Annotated in this window: 14 protein-coding genes; 2 read left to right on the plus strand and 12 right to left on the minus strand. The window is 66.0% G+C overall.

Going from position 1 to position 15,999, the window contains the following annotated elements:
• Positions 1–5 precede the first annotated feature (5 nt).
• The 11 genes from MLE27_RS09300 to MLE27_RS09350 form a co-directional block, all read right to left on the minus strand.
• Positions 6–968, minus strand: a complete 963-nt coding sequence (locus MLE27_RS09300; RefSeq protein WP_243311790.1) for a glycosyltransferase family 2 protein — start codon at positions 966–968, stop codon at positions 6–8.
• Between the two features lie 58 nt (positions 969–1,026).
• The gene (locus tag MLE27_RS09305; protein ID WP_243311791.1) at positions 1,027–2,709 is read right to left on the minus strand and encodes a hypothetical protein; all 1,683 of its coding nucleotides are present in this window, start codon (positions 2,707–2,709) and stop codon (positions 1,027–1,029) included.
• 7 nt (positions 2,710–2,716) lie between these two features.
• The gene (locus MLE27_RS09310; protein ID WP_243311792.1) at positions 2,717–3,844 is read right to left on the minus strand and encodes a hypothetical protein; all 1,128 of its coding nucleotides are present in this window, start codon (positions 3,842–3,844) and stop codon (positions 2,717–2,719) included.
• A gap of 9 nt (positions 3,845–3,853) precedes the next feature.
• Positions 3,854–4,813 carry an efflux RND transporter periplasmic adaptor subunit gene (locus MLE27_RS09315; protein ID WP_243311793.1) on the minus strand — a complete coding sequence of 320 codons (960 nt, stop codon included), beginning with the start codon at positions 4,811–4,813 and terminating at the stop codon, positions 3,854–3,856.
• Positions 4,814–6,409 carry a TolC family protein gene (locus MLE27_RS09320; RefSeq protein ID WP_243311794.1) on the minus strand — a complete coding sequence of 532 codons (1,596 nt, stop codon included), beginning with the start codon at positions 6,407–6,409 and terminating at the stop codon, positions 4,814–4,816.
• 10 nt (positions 6,410–6,419) lie between these two features.
• Complete coding sequence (locus MLE27_RS09325; RefSeq protein ID WP_243311795.1) at positions 6,420–7,112, minus strand: ABC transporter ATP-binding protein; 693 nt, start codon at positions 7,110–7,112, stop codon at positions 6,420–6,422.
• Positions 7,105–8,355: an ABC transporter permease gene (locus tag MLE27_RS09330; protein WP_243311796.1), complete on the minus strand. Its 1,251-nt coding sequence runs from the start codon at positions 8,353–8,355 to the stop codon at positions 7,105–7,107. The genes MLE27_RS09325 and MLE27_RS09330 overlap by 8 nt, the downstream gene beginning before the upstream one ends.
• Before the next feature lie 60 nt (positions 8,356–8,415).
• Entirely contained in the window at positions 8,416–9,705 is a 1,290-nt protein-coding gene (locus MLE27_RS09335; protein ID WP_243311797.1) for an aminotransferase class I/II-fold pyridoxal phosphate-dependent enzyme, read from the minus strand.
• A 111-nt stretch (positions 9,706–9,816) separates the two neighbouring features.
• On the minus strand, positions 9,817–10,296 hold the full coding sequence (locus MLE27_RS09340) for a hypothetical protein (protein WP_243311798.1): 480 nt from the start codon (positions 10,294–10,296) through the stop codon (positions 9,817–9,819).
• Entirely contained in the window at positions 10,293–10,757 is a 465-nt protein-coding gene (locus MLE27_RS09345; protein ID WP_243311799.1) for a hypothetical protein, read from the minus strand. Before MLE27_RS09345 ends, MLE27_RS09340 begins: the two co-directional genes overlap by 4 nt.
• Positions 10,747–12,357 (minus strand): ArnT family glycosyltransferase, encoded by a 1,611-nt coding sequence (locus tag MLE27_RS09350; RefSeq protein WP_243311800.1) that lies wholly within the window; start codon positions 12,355–12,357, stop codon positions 10,747–10,749. Before MLE27_RS09350 ends, MLE27_RS09345 begins: the two co-directional genes overlap by 11 nt.
• A 140-nt stretch (positions 12,358–12,497) precedes the next feature.
• Between MLE27_RS09350 and MLE27_RS09355 the strand changes: the two genes are divergently transcribed.
• Positions 12,498–13,307, plus strand: coding sequence for a glycosyltransferase family 2 protein (locus MLE27_RS09355; RefSeq protein ID WP_341482520.1), 810 nt, complete (start codon positions 12,498–12,500; stop codon positions 13,305–13,307).
• A gap of 95 nt (positions 13,308–13,402) precedes the next feature.
• Here MLE27_RS09355 and MLE27_RS09360 read toward each other — a convergent pair whose 3' ends face one another.
• Positions 13,403–14,608, minus strand: a complete 1,206-nt coding sequence (locus MLE27_RS09360; protein ID WP_243311802.1) for a zinc-dependent alcohol dehydrogenase — start codon at positions 14,606–14,608, stop codon at positions 13,403–13,405.
• A gap of 145 nt (positions 14,609–14,753) precedes the next feature.
• On the opposite strand from MLE27_RS09360, the gene MLE27_RS09365 reads away from it, so the two are divergent.
• Positions 14,754–15,968 carry a radical SAM/SPASM domain-containing protein gene (locus MLE27_RS09365; RefSeq protein WP_243311803.1) on the plus strand — a complete coding sequence of 405 codons (1,215 nt, stop codon included), beginning with the start codon at positions 14,754–14,756 and terminating at the stop codon, positions 15,966–15,968.
• Positions 15,969–15,999: the final 31 nt, after the last annotated feature.

The following is a 15,999-nucleotide window of genomic DNA, read 5'->3' on the forward strand; positions in this document are numbered from 1 at the left end:
GGGCGTCAGTCCTTGCAGGAGCAGTTGCGCGTCTTGTCCACGATGTAGGTCGGCTTGTTTTGCGACTCGTGGTAGGTGCGCATGAGTATCTCCGCGATGAGGCCCATGAAGATGGACATGAAGCCCATGAGGAAGAACAACGTGACCACCAGGGGCAGGGGGGTGGCGATGAAGCTCTTGTCCGCGAAGATCTTAAGATAGAGCATGAGCAGGAACATCAGGAAGGCGATGAACACCGAGACCAGCCCGAACCCGCCGAAGAGGTGCATGGGCTTCTGGGCGAAGGTGTCCAGGAACTTGACCACGATCAGGTCCAGGATGACCTTGATGGTGCGGTCGATGCCGTATTTCGAGACCCCGTGCACGCGCGGGTGGTGGGTGACGCCCACCTCCGTGACCTTGGCCCCCTGCCAGGTGGCGTAGATGGGGATGAAGCGGTGCATCTCGCCGTAGAGTTTCACGTCCTTGATGATCTGCTTGCGGTAGGCCTTGAGCGAGCAGCCGTAGTCGTGCAGGTGCACGCCGGAAATCTTTGAGATGACGAAGTTGGCCACCTTGCTGGGCAGGTTGCGCTTCAGAGGGTGGTCCTGCCGGTCCTTGCGCCAGCCGGAGACCACGTCGTAGCCCTCGGCCAGCTTGGCCAGCAGGCGGGGGATGTCCGCCGGGTCGTTCTGGAGGTCGCCGTCCATGGGGATGAGGATGTCGCCCTCGGCGGCGTCGATGCCCGCCATCATGGCCGGGGTCTGCCCGAAGTTGCGGCGCAGGTGGATCACCTTGACCCGCGGGTCGCGCTGGGCCAGCTCCCGCAGGCGGTCGGCGGTGCCGTCCCTGGAGCCGTCGTCCACCATGATGATCTCGTAGGGGGTGTCCATCGCGCCGAGCACTTCCTGCAGGCGGGTGTGCAGGGGGGCGATGTTGTCCTCTTCGTTGTACAGGGGAATGATGATCGAGAGAGAGTTTTCGCGCATAGTTGGGTAGCCGATTACACCCAAGCGGCCCGCGCATCAAGGGCGGCGGGGGAACAGGTCAGGAGGCGGGGCGCAGGGCGCGCACGTCCACCAGGAAGCGGCCCCCGCCCGCCGGGATGCGGGGGAAGGCGGACTCGTCCAGCAGGGCGAAGCGCGTGCGGCCTCGGGTCATGTCCTTGATGGCCGCGCCGAAGGGCTGGAAATAGGGGCTGGCGGCCAGGAAGTGGGCGCTGAAGTGTTCCGGGTCCACCAGGATGTAGTCCACCTTCCAGGCCTTGGCGAAGGCGGCCACGTCGGCCGGGTCCTGGGAGTAGTAGGCGGTGAAGAAGCCCTCCAGGCGGGGCAGCAGTTGGTCCCACAGGCCGCGGCTCCAGACGTGGGAGAGCTCGAAGGTGGCCAGGGCGTTGCGCCGGGAGAAGGTCATGACCACGTCCATGAGCTCGGGGTGCCCGGCGATCATGGCGCTCTTGGGCGTGGAGGCCTCCACGGCGGCGCAGGTCTCGGCCAGGTCGGAGTAGTCGTAGAGGGCCACGTTGTGCAGCCTGGCCCCGCCCGCAAGCGCCGCCAGCAGGATCAGGGCCGCCGTGGCCTTGCGCCCATGCGGCCGCACCCAGCGGCTCCAGGCTCCCGCCAGGCAGATGCCCAGCAGCAGGGCGTAGAGCAGGTTGAGCGGATACTGCACGTAGCGGTCCGGCAGGAAGAGCGTGAAGGCCACCATGCGCGCGGCCACGTAGAACAGCAGGAAGGCGGCCCCCACGCACCACAGCGGGCGCAGCCGCTTCAGGAGCAGCCTGTGGTTGACGGCGCGCAGCCCGAACCAGAGCGCGGGCGCCAGCAGCACCAGGGTGACGATGCCCGCGGCCAGCCCGAACTCCTTGAACAGGCCCACGCCCTCGAAGGGGTAGTAGACGAAATCCAGGAAGGGGTTGGGCAGGGGGGCGATTTCCAGGCGGCCCTTGGGGCCGAACTCGGGCCTGCCGATGGTCTCGGCCAGGCTGACCAGGGGGCCGAATCCCAGCTCCTGCACGTGGGCGTTGGCCCACCAGGCCGCCGCGACCCCGGCGAGGGCCGCCAGCCACCCCGACACCCACAAACGGGTGGGCTTGAGCCTCCCCTTGAAGAGCTTCTCCCCGTCGCACAGGCCCCCGGCCAGGAAGCAGGGCAGCCCGATGTAAGGGATGAAAAGACCCTGGAGCAGCACCGCGAACATGGCCCAGCCGCCTGAAAGCAGCAGCAGCACGTAAAGCGCCAGCAGCGGGCTGGCGAAGGCCCGGGCCAGGCCGCCGGAGATGTTGTCGATGAAGAAGGGCATCAGCCAGACCATGCCCATGCAGGCCCAGGACACGGCCCGCCCGCCCAGGCGCAGGCCGATGCCGCGCACCAGCAGGCACTGGGCAACGAACAGAATGCCCGTGAGAATCTTGGAGAAGGCGATGGGGCCGACGAGCGGCGCGACGAGCCTGTAGAGCGCCTTGACCCCGGGGCTCACGTAGGCCTGGGCGTAGTCGTTCAGCAGGGAGGGCGGATAGAGCTGCGGGTCGAGCCAGCGCTGCATCCAGTAGAGCTGCTGGCGCACGTCGTCGTTGATGGCGAACGGGTTGAAGAGCCGCTCGCCGTGGGCCAGCAGGAACACCAGCGCGCTCAGGCCCAGGGCCCAGAGCGCGTCGGTCGCGGGCGGCGGCGGCTCCGCCTGACCCGTGAGCAGGCTGATGTGCGCGCAGCGCGGCTCGTGCGTGGTCATGGAGGGGCTAGATGTCGCGGTCGTAGAGGCGGAAGGTGCGCCAGATGCGCCCGCCGAACATGACCAGCGTCTTGTTCCACTTCACCAGCGATTCCGGGATCAGGGAGCAGTCGCAGTAGCTGTAGCCTGTGCGCCATTTGCTCTGCACGATCATGGTGTGCAGGATCAGCGCGTGGTGCAGCTTGCGCCACTGGTGGGATTTCTTCACGCCCATGATGACGTCGCGGGTGGCCGTGAGCGGGAACACGCGGCAATCCAGCAACAGGCGGATCATGCCCCACCAGTTCAGGTTGCTGCGGATCTTGTGCAGGGTCACGTTGATGTCGGGCACCACCACGTTGAAGGCCAGCAGCTCGTCGTTCTCGATGATGAAGTTGATGAGCTCCGGGCGGATGATGGGCTTCATCTGCAGGAAGATGTCGTCGAACTGGCGCTCGGTCAGGGGCACGTGGCCCCAGTTCTTCTGCCAGAGGGTGTTGAACATCTCCAGCACTTCGGGCCCGCGCTTGAGGAACTCGCTGGTTTTGCCCTCGGTGATGGTCACGTTGGCGGCGGTGAGGATCTCGTCGCGGCGGGCCGTGAGCTGCTCGATGGTGCCTGGAAGCTTGTCGATGTTGTAGGCGAACCAGTCGAAAGCCTTTTTGAAGCCCCAATTCTCGACCAGCTTCTCGTAGTAGGGCGGGTTGTAGACGTGGAACATCACCGGACGCTCGTGGTAGCCCTGCACCAGCAGGCCCACCTCGTCGTAGATGCCGAAGGAGAGGGGGCCGTGCAGCTTGCTCTTGCCGCGGGCCTTCACCCAGTCGGCCGCTGCCTGGAACAGGGCGTCGGCGGTGTCCTGGTCGTCGATGCACTCGAAGAAGCCGAAGAACCCGGTGCTGGCGTCGTGGTGCTTCTCGTAGGCGAAGTTCAGGTGCGCGCTGATGCGCCCGATGACGCGCTCGCCGTCCTTGGCCAGGAAGTACTGGGCCTCGCCCACCTCGAAGAAGGGGCCGGTCTTGGGGTCAAGGAACTTGCGCTGGTGCGACAAAACGGGGGGGACCCAGTGCGGGTCCCCTTCGTAGATGGAAAACGGGAGCTGGAGGAAATCCTCCATGTCCTGCTTGGTGGTTACTGCGACGATGCGTGCGGACATAATTCTGGATTATTTTTTCGGTATGATGGTCACAAGGCCCTTGAGGCCTTCCTTGAGCGTGTAATCCGCGTTGGGCAGGGTCAGCTCGATCTCATAGTAGGACGGCTGCTGGAGCGAGCTGGGCAGCGGAGCCCAGGGGATGCGGCTCACGGTGGCGGTGAACTCCTTGCCGGGCAGGGAGTCGAAGGTCACCTTGGCCTGGTCGCCCAGCTTGAGGCGCAGGGCCTCAATCTCGTGCACCTGGGCCCGGATGAGGATGGGGTCCAGCGTGCCCACCTGGAACACCTCGGCGTCGCGGCTGAGCTTCACGCCCGCGCGCAGCTCGGGGTTGATCCAGAGGATGTAGCCGTCGATGGGGGCCTTGACGATGCCCTCGGGCGGAAGCTGGCCGTAGTTGGCCTTGGGGCCGAAGCGTTCGCGGGCCTGCTCCAGGCGCTGCTGGGCCATGTCGCGCTCGAGGTTGAGCTTTTCCTGCAAGGCCACGCGCTGCTTTTCGGCCACTTCGATGTCCTGGGCGTTCTGCGCCAGGGCCTGGGAGGTGGCCATGTTCTGCTTCTCCATGACCTCCAGTTCCTTGCGGCGCACGCGCAACCGGTCGATATCCTTGCCGGTGGTGGCGAGCTGGTGCTCCAGGTCCTTGACGGTGGCCAGGGACAGGGCGCGCTTCTCGGCCATGCGGGTGTCCAGCGGGGTGTCGAAGGTCAGCAGCACCTCGTCCTTCTTGACCTTCTGGCCGATGCTGGCGTTCATGGTCATTATCTTGGAGGTGTAGGGCAGGGTCACCGTGAGCTTGACCGGGCTGTAGAGCTTGCCGGAGAAGATGATCTCCTGCGCCGCCGGGGACGGATCGGGCTTGGCCATGGTCTGAGCGGGGGCCTGGGGCTGCCCCGCGTTCTGGGGGGCCTGGGCCAGGGCTTCGCCGCCCGCGAGCATAAGGGCCAGGGCGAGGGCGGTCAGTCGCTTGTTCATCTATTTCTCCCAGGAGGTCACGTCGACGTACTGCGACTGCAGGTCGCCGGAGAGGTGCTTGAGCGTCAGCAGGGCGATGTCGCGCTGGGTCTTGACCAGGATCATCTTCTGGTAGTCGTCGTAATAGGCGAGGCGGTCGGTCATGAAGCGGTCGAAGTCGATCTGCCCGGTCTTGTGGCGGTATTCGGTCTGCTCGTCCTGGAGTTTGGCCAGGTCGGACTTGGCCGTGGCCAGGGTCAGGTCGCTGTTGGCGCCCATATACTCTGAGAGGGCCTTCTGCACGGTGACCATGAGCTCGAAATCCTTGGCGCGGGTGGTGGCCTGAACCTGATCGAGCTTCTTGTACTGGCGGGCAACGTCGCGGCCCTTGGTCCAATAGTCCAGGGGCATGGAGATGTTCAGGCCGGGGTAGAAGGGGATGCCTTTCTCCAGCTTGCGCTGTTCGCTGGAGAGGGCGTCCTGCGTCTGGAAGGTGAAGCCGAAGCTGGGCATCATCTTCACGTAGGAGAGCCCGATGTTTTTCTTCTGCAGGCGCTTCTCGTACTCGGCCATGCGCAGGTCGAAGCTGGCGGCGCGGACCTTGTCGTCCGTCACGTCGGCAGGGGCGAACTTGCCCAGGATCTGCTGCTTGGCGTTCTCGGGCTTGAGTTCGAGCTTCTGGCTGAAGGGCACGCCCAGGATGAACTTGATGTCGTCGAGCACCATCTGGCGGGAGGTGAAGAGCTTGTCCTCTTCGGCCTTGGTCATCTGGACGCGGGTCTCGGCGATGCGCAGATCGAGCTGCGTGGCCTGGCCCATGCTCTGCCTGGTCTTGAAGAAGTTCAGGTTCATGGTGGCCAAATCCTGCTTCTTGCGGATGACTTCGCGCTGCTCGGCCATGGCCTGGAGCTGCAGGAAGTCCATGGCCAGGCGGCGGATGCCCTCGCCGATGACCTTGAGGTGGGACAGGATGGCCATGTTGGTCATCTCGTTGCGGGCGTGGACCTCGAATCCGGAGAGGACGGGGTTCCACTGGCCGGTGGAGAAGCCGATGGTGTAGGGCTTGGAGTTGGTGGAGCTGTCGGTCTGCGGCGGGAGCTTGAACCAGTAGGTCGTGTTGATGCTCACCGTGGGGATGAAGGTGGACCAGGCGTCCTGCACGTCCAGCCGCCGGGACTCGATCTCCAGGGCGGATTTGACCAGCATGGGCGACTGCACCAGGGCCACGCGCACGCACTCGTTGAAGTCGGCAGGGCTCTTGATGCTGGTGGACCCGTGCACGGCGTCGCCCGCGAGCACCGCCCCGGCCGGGATGGGGCCGGCGGTGGTGGCGGTGGCCTTGTCGGCGGGCATCTCCTTGGAGAGCGGGGCCTCCTTGGAGGCGGTCGCATCCTTGGAGGCGGACGTATCCTTGCCCGGCTGCGCCAGGGGCTGCGCGGGCCTGTCCGCCCCGGCGGGGGGCGAATCCGGCAGGGATTCGTACTGCTGGGGCTTGCCGGAGGAGGCCTTGGGCGCCGCCAGGGCCTGGCCCAGGGGCGCGAGCGCGAAGCACAGGCACAGGGCGAGAATGCGCCACATGGGGCGGGCCGCAGTGGAGGCAGTGGTGCGATGCGTCATGTGTTTCCCGTCAGTAGGGCTTGAGCACGCCGTCGGAGAGCAGGCATTTGCGCGTGCAGCGTTCAGCGGTGGCGGCATCGTGGGTGACGATGACCATGGCCACGCGCGCCTCTTCGGTGATCTTCACGAAATAATCCATCACGCGCTCGGAGTTGTCCTTGTCCAACTGGCCGGTGGGTTCGTCGGCCAGAATGAACTCGGGCTCGTTGACCAGGGCCCGCGCGATGGACACGCGCTGCCGCTCGCCGCCGGAGAGGCGGTTGGAGGGCTGGCGCACGCGGTGTTCCAGGTTGACCCTTTGCAGGGCCTCCATGATTTTGTGTTCCCTCTCGTGGCGTTTAACCCCGGTATAGATCAGGGGCAACTCCAAATTCTCGTAGACCGTGGAATTTTCGAGCAAATCGCAGCTCTGGAACACGAAGCCCATCTTCTCGCGGCGAAAGACCGCCTGGGCGTCGCGGTTCAGGTTGAGCACGTCCACCCCGGCGATGGTGTAGCTGCCCGAGGTGGGCGGCTGGAAGATGCCCAGGATGAACAGCATGGTGGACTTGCCCGAACCCGAGGGGCCCATGATGGCGAGCATCTCGCCCCGGTTCACCTCGAGGTTGATGTCCTTGAGTACCTTGATCTGCTCCGAGCCCGACGCGTAGGTCTTGCTCAGGTGGCGGATGTCGATGACGCGGTCGGAATGTCCGTTATTCATAGCGCATGGCGTCCACAACCTGCATCCGGCTGGCCCGGATGGAGGGATACAGGCCCGAGCCCACGCCCAGGACAGCCGCGAAGATCAGGCCCGCCAGCAGGCAGATCGCGAACAGGCCCTCGGGCGGCTGCGTGCCCAGGGAGCGGCACATGTACTGCACGCCCACCATGCCCAGGGCCACGCCCAGAAGGGCCGAGGAGAACGTGACGCACAGGGCCTCGAACAGGAACTGCCAGAGGATGTCGGAATCCTCGGCGCCCATGGCCTTCTTCAGGCCGATCTCGCGGGTGCGCGCGGTGACCGCGGCCATCATGATGTTCCAGATGCCGAAGCCGCCCAGGACCAGCGTGGCCCCGATGGAGGCGTAGATGAACAGGCTGACCCACCAGAACACGCGCTGCACCTGCTTGAGCGGCTCCCAGCCCACCTGGATGCGCAGGCCCTTGCTGGGCTGGTAGGTGGTGATGGTCTTCTCCAGGGCGGCGGCCACGGGGGCCACGTCGTCCCAGGTGTTGCAGCGCACGTAGAGGCTCGAAAGCTCCGAGATGTTGGGCACGCGGGCCTGGGCCGTGGTGATGGGCAGGAAGGCCATGAGGGTCTTGTCGGCCGCGCGCACGCCGCCGATGATGCCCACCACGGTGTAAAGGTTGTTGTCCAGGTTGAGCATCTGGCCCACGGCGCCCTCGGGGGAGCCGAAGATCATCTTGGCCAGATCCTGCCCGAGCACGCAGACCTTGCGGCCCTCGCTTATGTCGGCGTCGTTGAACAGCCTGCCGTAGCGCGGCGTGAAGGAGAACAGCGACCAGTAGTTGGTGTCCACGCCCAGGAGGTTGAAGCCGTAGACCTTCTCCTGGAAGGTGGTGGTGGCCGCCGAGCGGAAGCGGCTCTTGGTGACTTCCTTGACCCCGGGGATCTTCTCGATGGCGTCGATGGTGCCTGTGCGGAACCACTCCTGCCGGTCGCCCATCTGGAGGTCGAAGTGGGCGGCGATGATGGTTGCGCCGCCCAGGAGGTCGAGGTCGTTGTTGAGGTTGGCCTTGAGGTCGCGGCCCATGGTCACGATGGTGATGAGCCCGGCCGTGCCCAGGGCGATGGCCGCCATGACGCCGATATAGCGGCGGCGTTTGCGCACCACCTCGCGGAAGCTGATGCGCAGCAGGTCGCTGAAGCGCAGAAGGCGGGTGCCCCTGTCCTTGGGGAGGAAACCTTCTGCCCTCAGGCTTTGCAGTGTCTTGTTGGCCATGCTCTCTTGTGGGCGGGCTGGGCGCCCGTCCCTTATTGGACCCGTTTCACCGGGCTCCGGTTACAACAGGGACTGGCTGGAGCGCGCCCCGGCGATGTTGGACGCTCCGGCGGACTCGTCCTCGCCCTGGACCTCTTCGTCCTGGTCCTGCACGCGGATGCGGTATTTCTTGGCCATGTCGTCCATGACCTCCAGCACGTAGTCGAGCTGGCGGTCCTGGTGGGTGGACATGCACGCGGTGCGGATCAGGGCCTCGCCGCGGGGCACCGCCGGGTAGATGGCGGGCAGGGCGAAGATGCCGCGCTCGAACAGCTCGCGGGCGAACATGAAGGCCTTCTCGTCCGTGCCGATGGTGATCGGGATGATCGGGGAGATGGAGTCCGTGATGCGCAGGCCCATCTCGCGGTAGGCGTTGCGCATCTTGCTCGTCACGGCGCGCAGGCGCTCAACGCGCTCCGGCTCCTTCTCCATGATGTCGATGCAGGTCATGGCCGCCACGGTGGAGGCGGCGGGCAGCGCGGCGGAGAATATCTGCGTGCGGGACTGATGCTGGATGTACTCGAGCACGTCGTCGTGGTCCGAGGCGATGAAGCCGCCGATGGAGGCGAAAGCCTTGGAGAACGTGCCCATGATGAAGTCGGCGCGGTCGGTGATGCCGAAATGGTTGGCGGTGCCGCGCCCGTTCTCGCCCAGCACGCCCAGGCCGTGGGCGTCGTCCAGGTAGATCAGGATGTCGGGGAACTGGTCCTTCAGGGCGGCCAGCTCGTCCATGCAGGCCACGTCGCCGGACATGGAGAAGATGCCCTCGGTGATGAGCAGCACCTGGCCGTCGAAATCGGATTTGCCCAGCTCGTTGGCGATCTTCTTGGCGGCCGAGGCGGCGTCGTTGTGGGCGAAGGTGCCAAGCTTCCGGGTGCTGGTGGTGCCGGCGAAGATGGAGGCGTGGTTCTCGCGGTCGCAGAGCACGTAGTCGCCGGGGGTGAGCAGGCAGCCCAGGGCGCCCAGATTGGTGGAGAAGCCCGTGACGTGAAGCACGGCGCGCTTCTTGCCCACGAAGGCGGCCAGGCGCTCCTCCAACTGCTGGTGCAGCACCATGTTGCCGGAGAGGAAGCGCGAGCCGCCGGGGCCGGTGCCCATGCGGTAGAGGGCCTGGGCCGCGGCTTCCTTCACGCGGGCGTCATGGGACAGGCCGAGATAGTCGTTGGAGCCGATCATCACCAGGCGTTTGCCGGCCACCTCCACCTCGGTGCCCCAGGAGCGTTCGATGGGGCGGAAGTAAGGGTAGATGCCCGCTTCCCTGAGGTGGCGGGTGATGCCGGAAACTTTCTGGCAGCGTTCATGCAATTTCATCGGCAGGTGTTCCTCGCGAATGGATTTGCCGGGCTGGCAAGACGGCGCTTTGCGGCCATTTTAGGAACGGGGCTCTACCCCAAATACCCGGCGCGCGCAACCTCTTGCGGGTCAGGGGGTCGTACGCCCCATATATTCCCGGACGTGGCGGGCGTTTTCGCCCATGATCTTGGACAGGGCGGTGGCCGCTCGCCCCAGTTGTTTCGGGAAGGCCGGGGTATAATAGGCCTCGTCGTCATCGTCGGCCAGCACCAGGGTGTAGCTGCGGGTCCACAGTTTGCGCTTGGCGGACCACTCCAGGTAGATCCAGGCCAGTCGCTCGCGCCCGTCGGCGGTGCGGCACAGGGCCGTGCCCCAGCAGTAGGCCTCGTCACCGGTCTCCACGGGGCGGTACTTGATGAAGGTGTCGCCCTGGAACGTAAGCCCGCTGGACTCGCAGAAACCCTTGGCGGCGCGCTCCCAGGCGGTGCGGTACTGGTCCTTGCCGAGGTCCGTGAGCCCCATGGGCGGGTAGACCCAGGCGTTGAAGAAGGCGAACGAGCCTATGGCCAGCGCGAGCACGGTCAGGAGCGCCAGGATGATTTTCTTCACGGCCTGCCCGCCTCCGCGCCCAGGTCGTCGAAGCGGGGGAAGTCCGCCCCGCCGAGGCTCCAGCCCAGGGACCAGCCTTCGGCCTTGAGGCGCCTGGCCCGGTCCAGCTTCTCCTGCGCCAGCAGCACGTAGTCGGCGTTGCGGGCGTCCTTGGCCAGGCATTTGCCCAGGGCCAGCTCCGCGCGCTCGCGTGTGACCAGCGCCGTGTCGGGCGGGGTCTCGCCGCGCTCGCGCATCTCCCTGAGGCGCATGGCGACGGCCAGCCCGGTCTGGTAATTGAAGTCGAAGTGGCGCTCCTTCATGACGAGGGAGTTCTCCCCGTCGTTGATCAGGCCCCGGTAGAAGCGCTCGGGGTCCAGCACGGGGTAGACCTCGGGCAGCTTCATGAAGCCCTTGTAGAAGGTGAGCGCCAGGCACAGGAACAGCCCCAGCTTCACCACGCGGGTCGCGTCAATCCGCACGGGGGGCCTCCTTGCGCCTGTAGACCTCAAGCGTCGCCTGGGGCGGCCCGGCGGGCACGAAATAATGGAAGTAGGGGTCCGCGCGGTTGCCGAAGGTCTCGTCGGGCTGGGTCATGGGGACGCGCTCGTAGTCCCGCTCCAGGTTCAACTGCTCCAGAATGAAAACGCGCGGGGCGAAGACCAGACCGTCGCGGTTCACGCGCACGTCGCGGCGCATGCTCACCCAGTCGGGTCTCTCATCCGGGGCGATGGGGCCCTGCAGGCCGCCGAGAACGCGGAAGGGGGTGTGGAACTGCAGCACCATGTCGCCGTACTCCGCCAGGATGGTCTGGCCGGGCTTGGCGTTCTTGTTGAAGAAGCGGATCAGCGCGGTGTTCACGTCCGGGTAGCCCCGCGTGAGTTCGGTCAGATGGAGCTTGATGGGGATGTTCACGCTGGTGAGCATCCTGAAGTCGTTCTGCCAGGGCCGGTTGACGATGCCCAGGCGCTCCATGGGGATCAGGTGCAGCCAGTTGGTCAGGCCCACCAGCACCAGGAACAGCACGGCGGACGGGCGGGAGAAGCGCCACAGCCTGAGCCCGGCCCAGGCCAGGATGATGGAGCAGGAAGGGTAGAAGTGCACGATGTAGCGGTGGAAGCGCTGGGGGAACAGAGCCAGGATCATGAAGCTGCCGATCATCAGCAGCACCATGAACAGGCAGAAGCGCTCCCGCTGGCCTTCGGGGCCGCCGCGCCCCGCGAAGAAGCCGCGCCAGCGCCAGGCCAGCACCGCCAGCACCGGCAGCGGGATCATGAACATGAGCCAGTCCGCGAAGTAGAGCTCCAGGTTCTCGGGCACCAGCATGATGTTGAACAGCGTGGACTGGCGGCCCAAGCGGTAGAGCAGCACCCCCGGCACGATGAGCGCGGACGCCCACAGGCCGATGAGCACGAGCCTCTTGAAGGGCACGGGTCTGTAGAGCAGGTAGGTGGCCAGCACCAGCGGGGGGCCCAGCGAAATGAGCAGCAGGTAGTTGGCGTGGAAGAGCACGCCCAGGGTCAGCCCGATGACGGCCGCTGGCAGCGCCCTGCGCCGCCAGTCGCCCAGGAAGCCCCAGAACAGGATGAGCATGAGCAGCGCGCCCGCCGAATAGTAGCGCCCCTGGCGCGCGAACAGGAGGAAGGGCACGTGCAGGGTGAGCAGCGCGGCGGAGAGCAGGGCCCAGGCCCTGTCGCCGAAGCGGCGCAGGATGAGCAGGTATGTGCCCGCCACGCAGGCCAGGCCGGTGAGCGCGAAGAAGAACCGGGCCCAGTAGGCCGAGGTCTTGTCGATGAGTTGGCCCGCCGCGGACATGTAGATCTGCAGCCAGGGGGACCAGCGCCAGACCATGTCCGCGTCGAACTCGCGGCGCTCCTCCTGGGAGACGAGGTTCACCCCGTCGGTGACGTAGGGCACGCCGGTCTTGAGGACGTTGCGGGCCAGATTGGCGGTCTCCGCTTCGTCCTGCCAGAGTGGGCGGTCGCCCAGGCCCTTGAAAATAAGGAAGGCGGCCAGGGCCATGATGGCCAGGAACAACGGGTCGCGCCAGGCGCGTGGGGGGGCTGCTGTGGTGTTGGTCATGATGAGAGCGGCCCGTCTGTAACCGCAAACGCCGGAGAAAACAAGGCCGGTGTTATTTGGGGTTGACAGGGGGCGGCCTTTGGGGATTAATCCCGCGTTCCCGATTTATCCTCGACGAGACCATTCGGAGGAATTCCCCGATGATGAACGGCAAGAAAGTGGTGGTGGTGATGCCGGCCTACAACGCCGCCGCCACCCTCGAACGCACCTACGCCGAGGTGCCCAAGGACATCGTGGACGACGTCATCCTCGTGGACGACGCCAGCCGCGACAACACCATCGAACACGCCCGCAACCTGGGCATCAAATGCTTCCTGCACGAGCGCAACTGGGGCTACGGCCGCAACCAGAAGACCTGCTACTCCGAAGCCCTCAAGCTGGGCGCGGACGTGGTCATCATGGTGCACCCCGACTACCAGTACACCCCGCTCATCATCCCGGCCATGGCCAACCTGGTCACCTCCGGGCTGTACGACGCTGTGCTGGCCTCGCGCATCCTGGGCGGCTCCGCCCTGCAGGGCGGCATGCCCATGTGGAAGTACGTGGCCAACCGCTTCCTCACGGCCAGCCAGAACATGCTCATGGGCGCCAAGTGCTCCGAGTACCACACCGGGTACCGGGCCTTCTCCCGCGAGGTGCTCGAGAAGCTGCCCCTGTGGGAGAACTCGGACGACTTCGTGTTCGACAACCAGATGCTGGCCCAGACCATCTACTTCGGCTTCAAGATCGGCGAAGTGAGCTGCCCCACCAAGTACTTCAAGGAGGCAAGCTCCATCAACTTCCGCCGCAGCTGCATCTACGGCATGGGCTGCCTGAAGACCGCCTCGCAGTTCCGGCTGCAGAAGATGGGCAAGGCCGACTACAAGATCTTCGATCCCAAGGGCCGCGGCCTCAAGGATCAGGACGCCTCCTACTACTCCGACCAGACCCGCGAGTGCTGCGAAGGCTAGTTCGCGGACATCCGCACGATTCGAAAAGAAGCCCCCGGACGTGTGAGTGTCCGGGGGCTTCCGCTTTTTGGGGGAGCATGGGGAGGACGCGGGGCTCAGCGCAAATCGAAGGCCGCCTTCATGGAGCCGCTGCCCTTCTTGTCGAAGCTGGACTGGAAGGCCTGTTTCCAGTCCTCCAGCTTGAAGAGCCCGGTGAGCAGGCCCCGCGTGGGGTAGCCGCCCGAGGCCAGCAGATCCAGGCAGAGCTGGTAGGTGCGCACGCGCTCCCCGTTCCAGAGGGCGGTCGCATACGCCATCGTGCCCGTGACCTTGAGCTGGCGGAACCACAGGCTGGAGACGTCCACGCCCGAAAGCGCCCCGGCGGTGCCCACCATCACGTAGCGCCCCCTGGCGCGCAGGGCCAGCAGGCCGTCCTGCACGGTGCGCGGGGAGGCCACGCAGTCGAAGATCACGTCCGCGCCGCCCTCGATGTTGCCCCCGCCCATGGTGGTGGGCACGAAGCGCGCCCCCAGGGCCTTGGCCAGCTCCTGGCGGGAGGCCGAGCGCAGCACGGTGTCCGCGCCGCCCTCCCTGGCCAGTTCGGCCTGGAAGGCGTGCCGGGCCACGGCCACGATGCGGCCCTCGAAGCCCAGGGCCCGCAGGCAGCGCACCGCGTGCTGCCCGAGCACGCCCGCGCCCCAGACCAGCGCGGTATCGCCCGGCTCGGGGAAGTTCTCAAGCACGGGCTGGGCCACGGAGGCCATGGAGTCCACCAGCACGGCCTCCTCGTCGGAGAGGCAGTCCGGCACGGGAAGAATTTTCGAGGGGTGCGCGGCGGTGCGCTCGGCCATGCCGCCCGAGGCCGCCGCGTTGAAGCCCAGGGTGGAGCCGGGGGGCAGCGCGCCGTCCAGGAAATTTTCGCAGAGGTTGTAGTCGCCACGGGCGCAGAAGCGGCAGGGGGGCAGCTCGCGAACGGCGCAGTCCAGCACGGGCTCGATGACCACGCGCTGCCCGGCCTTCAGGCCGGAGCCCTCGGGCGCGTCCTCCAGCACACCCACGATCTCGTGGCCCAGGACCATGGGCAGGGAGGCGTAGGGCTCCAGCAGCATGGACTCCGCGCCCTTGAGCAGGTTCAGGTCCGAGCCGCAGATGCCGCAGAGGCTCACGCGGACCGTGGCCCAGCCTGGGCGCGCCGGGGCGAAGGGCACCTCCGCCAGGGAGAGCGGGGTGACGAGATGATGGAAGCGCCTGCGCTGCAGTTTGGAAAAAAATGCCGAGAGCAGATAGCGCGGAATGGAGCGGCGATAGAGGAGGGCTTTCATGCCCCGGGTTGTGTGGCAGGCCGTCCGCGCTGTCAAGGTTGACCCGGAAGGCTTCCCCGGTTAGTAGACCCCGCTTCTTTGGGTTGACAAACCCCTCCCGATTCCTACACTGCGCCGTCGCCGACTTTTCGGCCTGCGAGGTTCCATGTCCAAGCGTTCAAGCATCGCCCTCGGCACCATTCTCAAGAATTTTGCCCGCGTCTCCCGCCATCCCTGGATCGCATCCCGGCTGGTGGCCCTCGAAAAGGAGAAGATGCTCTTCAAGTGGCTCAACCCCAAGGCGGAGGAGGGCTACGCCCGCTCCATCCGGCAGGTCTCCGTGCGCATCACGGACATCTGCAACCTGCGCTGCCACACCTGCGGTCAATGGGGCGACCAGGGCTTCCTGCACTGCGCTGACCTCAAGAACCTCAAGAAGTCCGAGGTGACGCCCGAGCGCTACCACCTGCTCCTGGGCGACCTGGCCACCCACGGCCACTTCCCCTCCGTGTACCTCTGGGGCGGCGAGCCCACCATGTACAAGGGCTGGCTGGAGATCATCGAGCACGCCACGGCGCTGCGCATGCCCACCTCCATCGCCACCAACGCCACGGGCATCGCCAAGGCCGCCGAGCGCCTGGTGGCCGCGCCCATGTTCCTGCTGCAGATGTCCATCGACGGCCCCGACCCGGACACCCACAACGCCGCGCGCCCCTCGGCCGGCGGGGGCAACAACTTCCAGGACATCCTCGATTCCCTGGAGGCCGTGAACGAGGCCAAGAAGCGCACCGGCCGCAAGCTGCCGCTCACCGCCTCGCTGACCACCATCTCCCAGGCCAACGTGGGCCGTCTGGTGGACATCTACGAGACCTTCAAGGACAAGGTGGACCTCTTCGTGTTCTACCTCTCCTGGTGGATCGACGAGCAGAGCGCCGACGCCCACGAGGTGGACTTCATGCAGCGCTTCGGCTTCGCGCCCAAGCTGCACCGTGGCTGGGTGGGCGACTGGACCATCAAGGAGTACGCCACCCTGGACGCGCAGCTCAAGGAAGTGCTGGCCCGCTCCAAGAGCTGGGACAGCCCCGCCGTGAACATCATCCCCAACATCACCGGGGTGGACAACCTGCGCGAATACTACTCCGACCACTCCACCACCTACGGCTACAACCAGTGCATCTCGATCTACCAGGCGGTGGAGATCGACTCCAACGGCGACATGTCCCCCTGCCGCGACTACCACGACTACGTGGTGGGCAACGTCAAGGACCAGACCATCACCGAGATCTGGAACAACGAGAAGTACCGCAAGTTCCGCTCCAGCCTGCAGACCAAGGGGCTGATGCCCGTCTGCACCCGCTGCTGCGGCCTGATGGGCTACTAGGCCGAGATTCCTCTCCGGGCCGGGGGCTGAC

It is taken from the genome of Fundidesulfovibrio agrisoli, from assembly GCF_022808715.1.
Classification (GTDB): domain Bacteria; phylum Desulfobacterota; class Desulfovibrionia; order Desulfovibrionales; family Desulfovibrionaceae; genus Fundidesulfovibrio; species Fundidesulfovibrio agrisoli.

Coding starts and splice junctions, on each gene's coding strand:
- MLE27_RS09300 (WP_243311790.1), bottom strand. CDS start 968: ATGCGCGAAAACTCTCTCTCGATCATCATTCCCCTGTACAACGAAGAG.
- MLE27_RS09305 (WP_243311791.1), bottom strand. CDS start 2,709: ATGACCACGCACGAGCCGCGCTGCGCGCACATCAGCCTGCTCACGGGT.
- MLE27_RS09310 (WP_243311792.1), bottom strand. CDS start 3,844: ATGTCCGCACGCATCGTCGCAGTAACCACCAAGCAGGACATGGAGGAT.
- MLE27_RS09315 (WP_243311793.1), bottom strand. CDS start 4,813: ATGAACAAGCGACTGACCGCCCTCGCCCTGGCCCTTATGCTCGCGGGC.
- MLE27_RS09320 (WP_243311794.1), bottom strand. CDS start 6,409: ATGACGCATCGCACCACTGCCTCCACTGCGGCCCGCCCCATGTGGCGC.
- MLE27_RS09325 (WP_243311795.1), bottom strand. CDS start 7,112: ATGAATAACGGACATTCCGACCGCGTCATCGACATCCGCCACCTGAGC.
- MLE27_RS09330 (WP_243311796.1), bottom strand. CDS start 8,355: ATGGCCAACAAGACACTGCAAAGCCTGAGGGCAGAAGGTTTCCTCCCC.
- MLE27_RS09335 (WP_243311797.1), bottom strand. CDS start 9,705: ATGAAATTGCATGAACGCTGCCAGAAAGTTTCCGGCATCACCCGCCAC.
- MLE27_RS09350 (WP_243311800.1), bottom strand. CDS start 12,357: ATGACCAACACCACAGCAGCCCCCCCACGCGCCTGGCGCGACCCGTTG.
- MLE27_RS09355 (WP_341482520.1), top strand. CDS start 12,498: ATGATGAACGGCAAGAAAGTGGTGGTGGTGATGCCGGCCTACAACGCC.
- MLE27_RS09360 (WP_243311802.1), bottom strand. CDS start 14,608: ATGAAAGCCCTCCTCTATCGCCGCTCCATTCCGCGCTATCTGCTCTCG.
- MLE27_RS09365 (WP_243311803.1), top strand. CDS start 14,754: ATGTCCAAGCGTTCAAGCATCGCCCTCGGCACCATTCTCAAGAATTTT.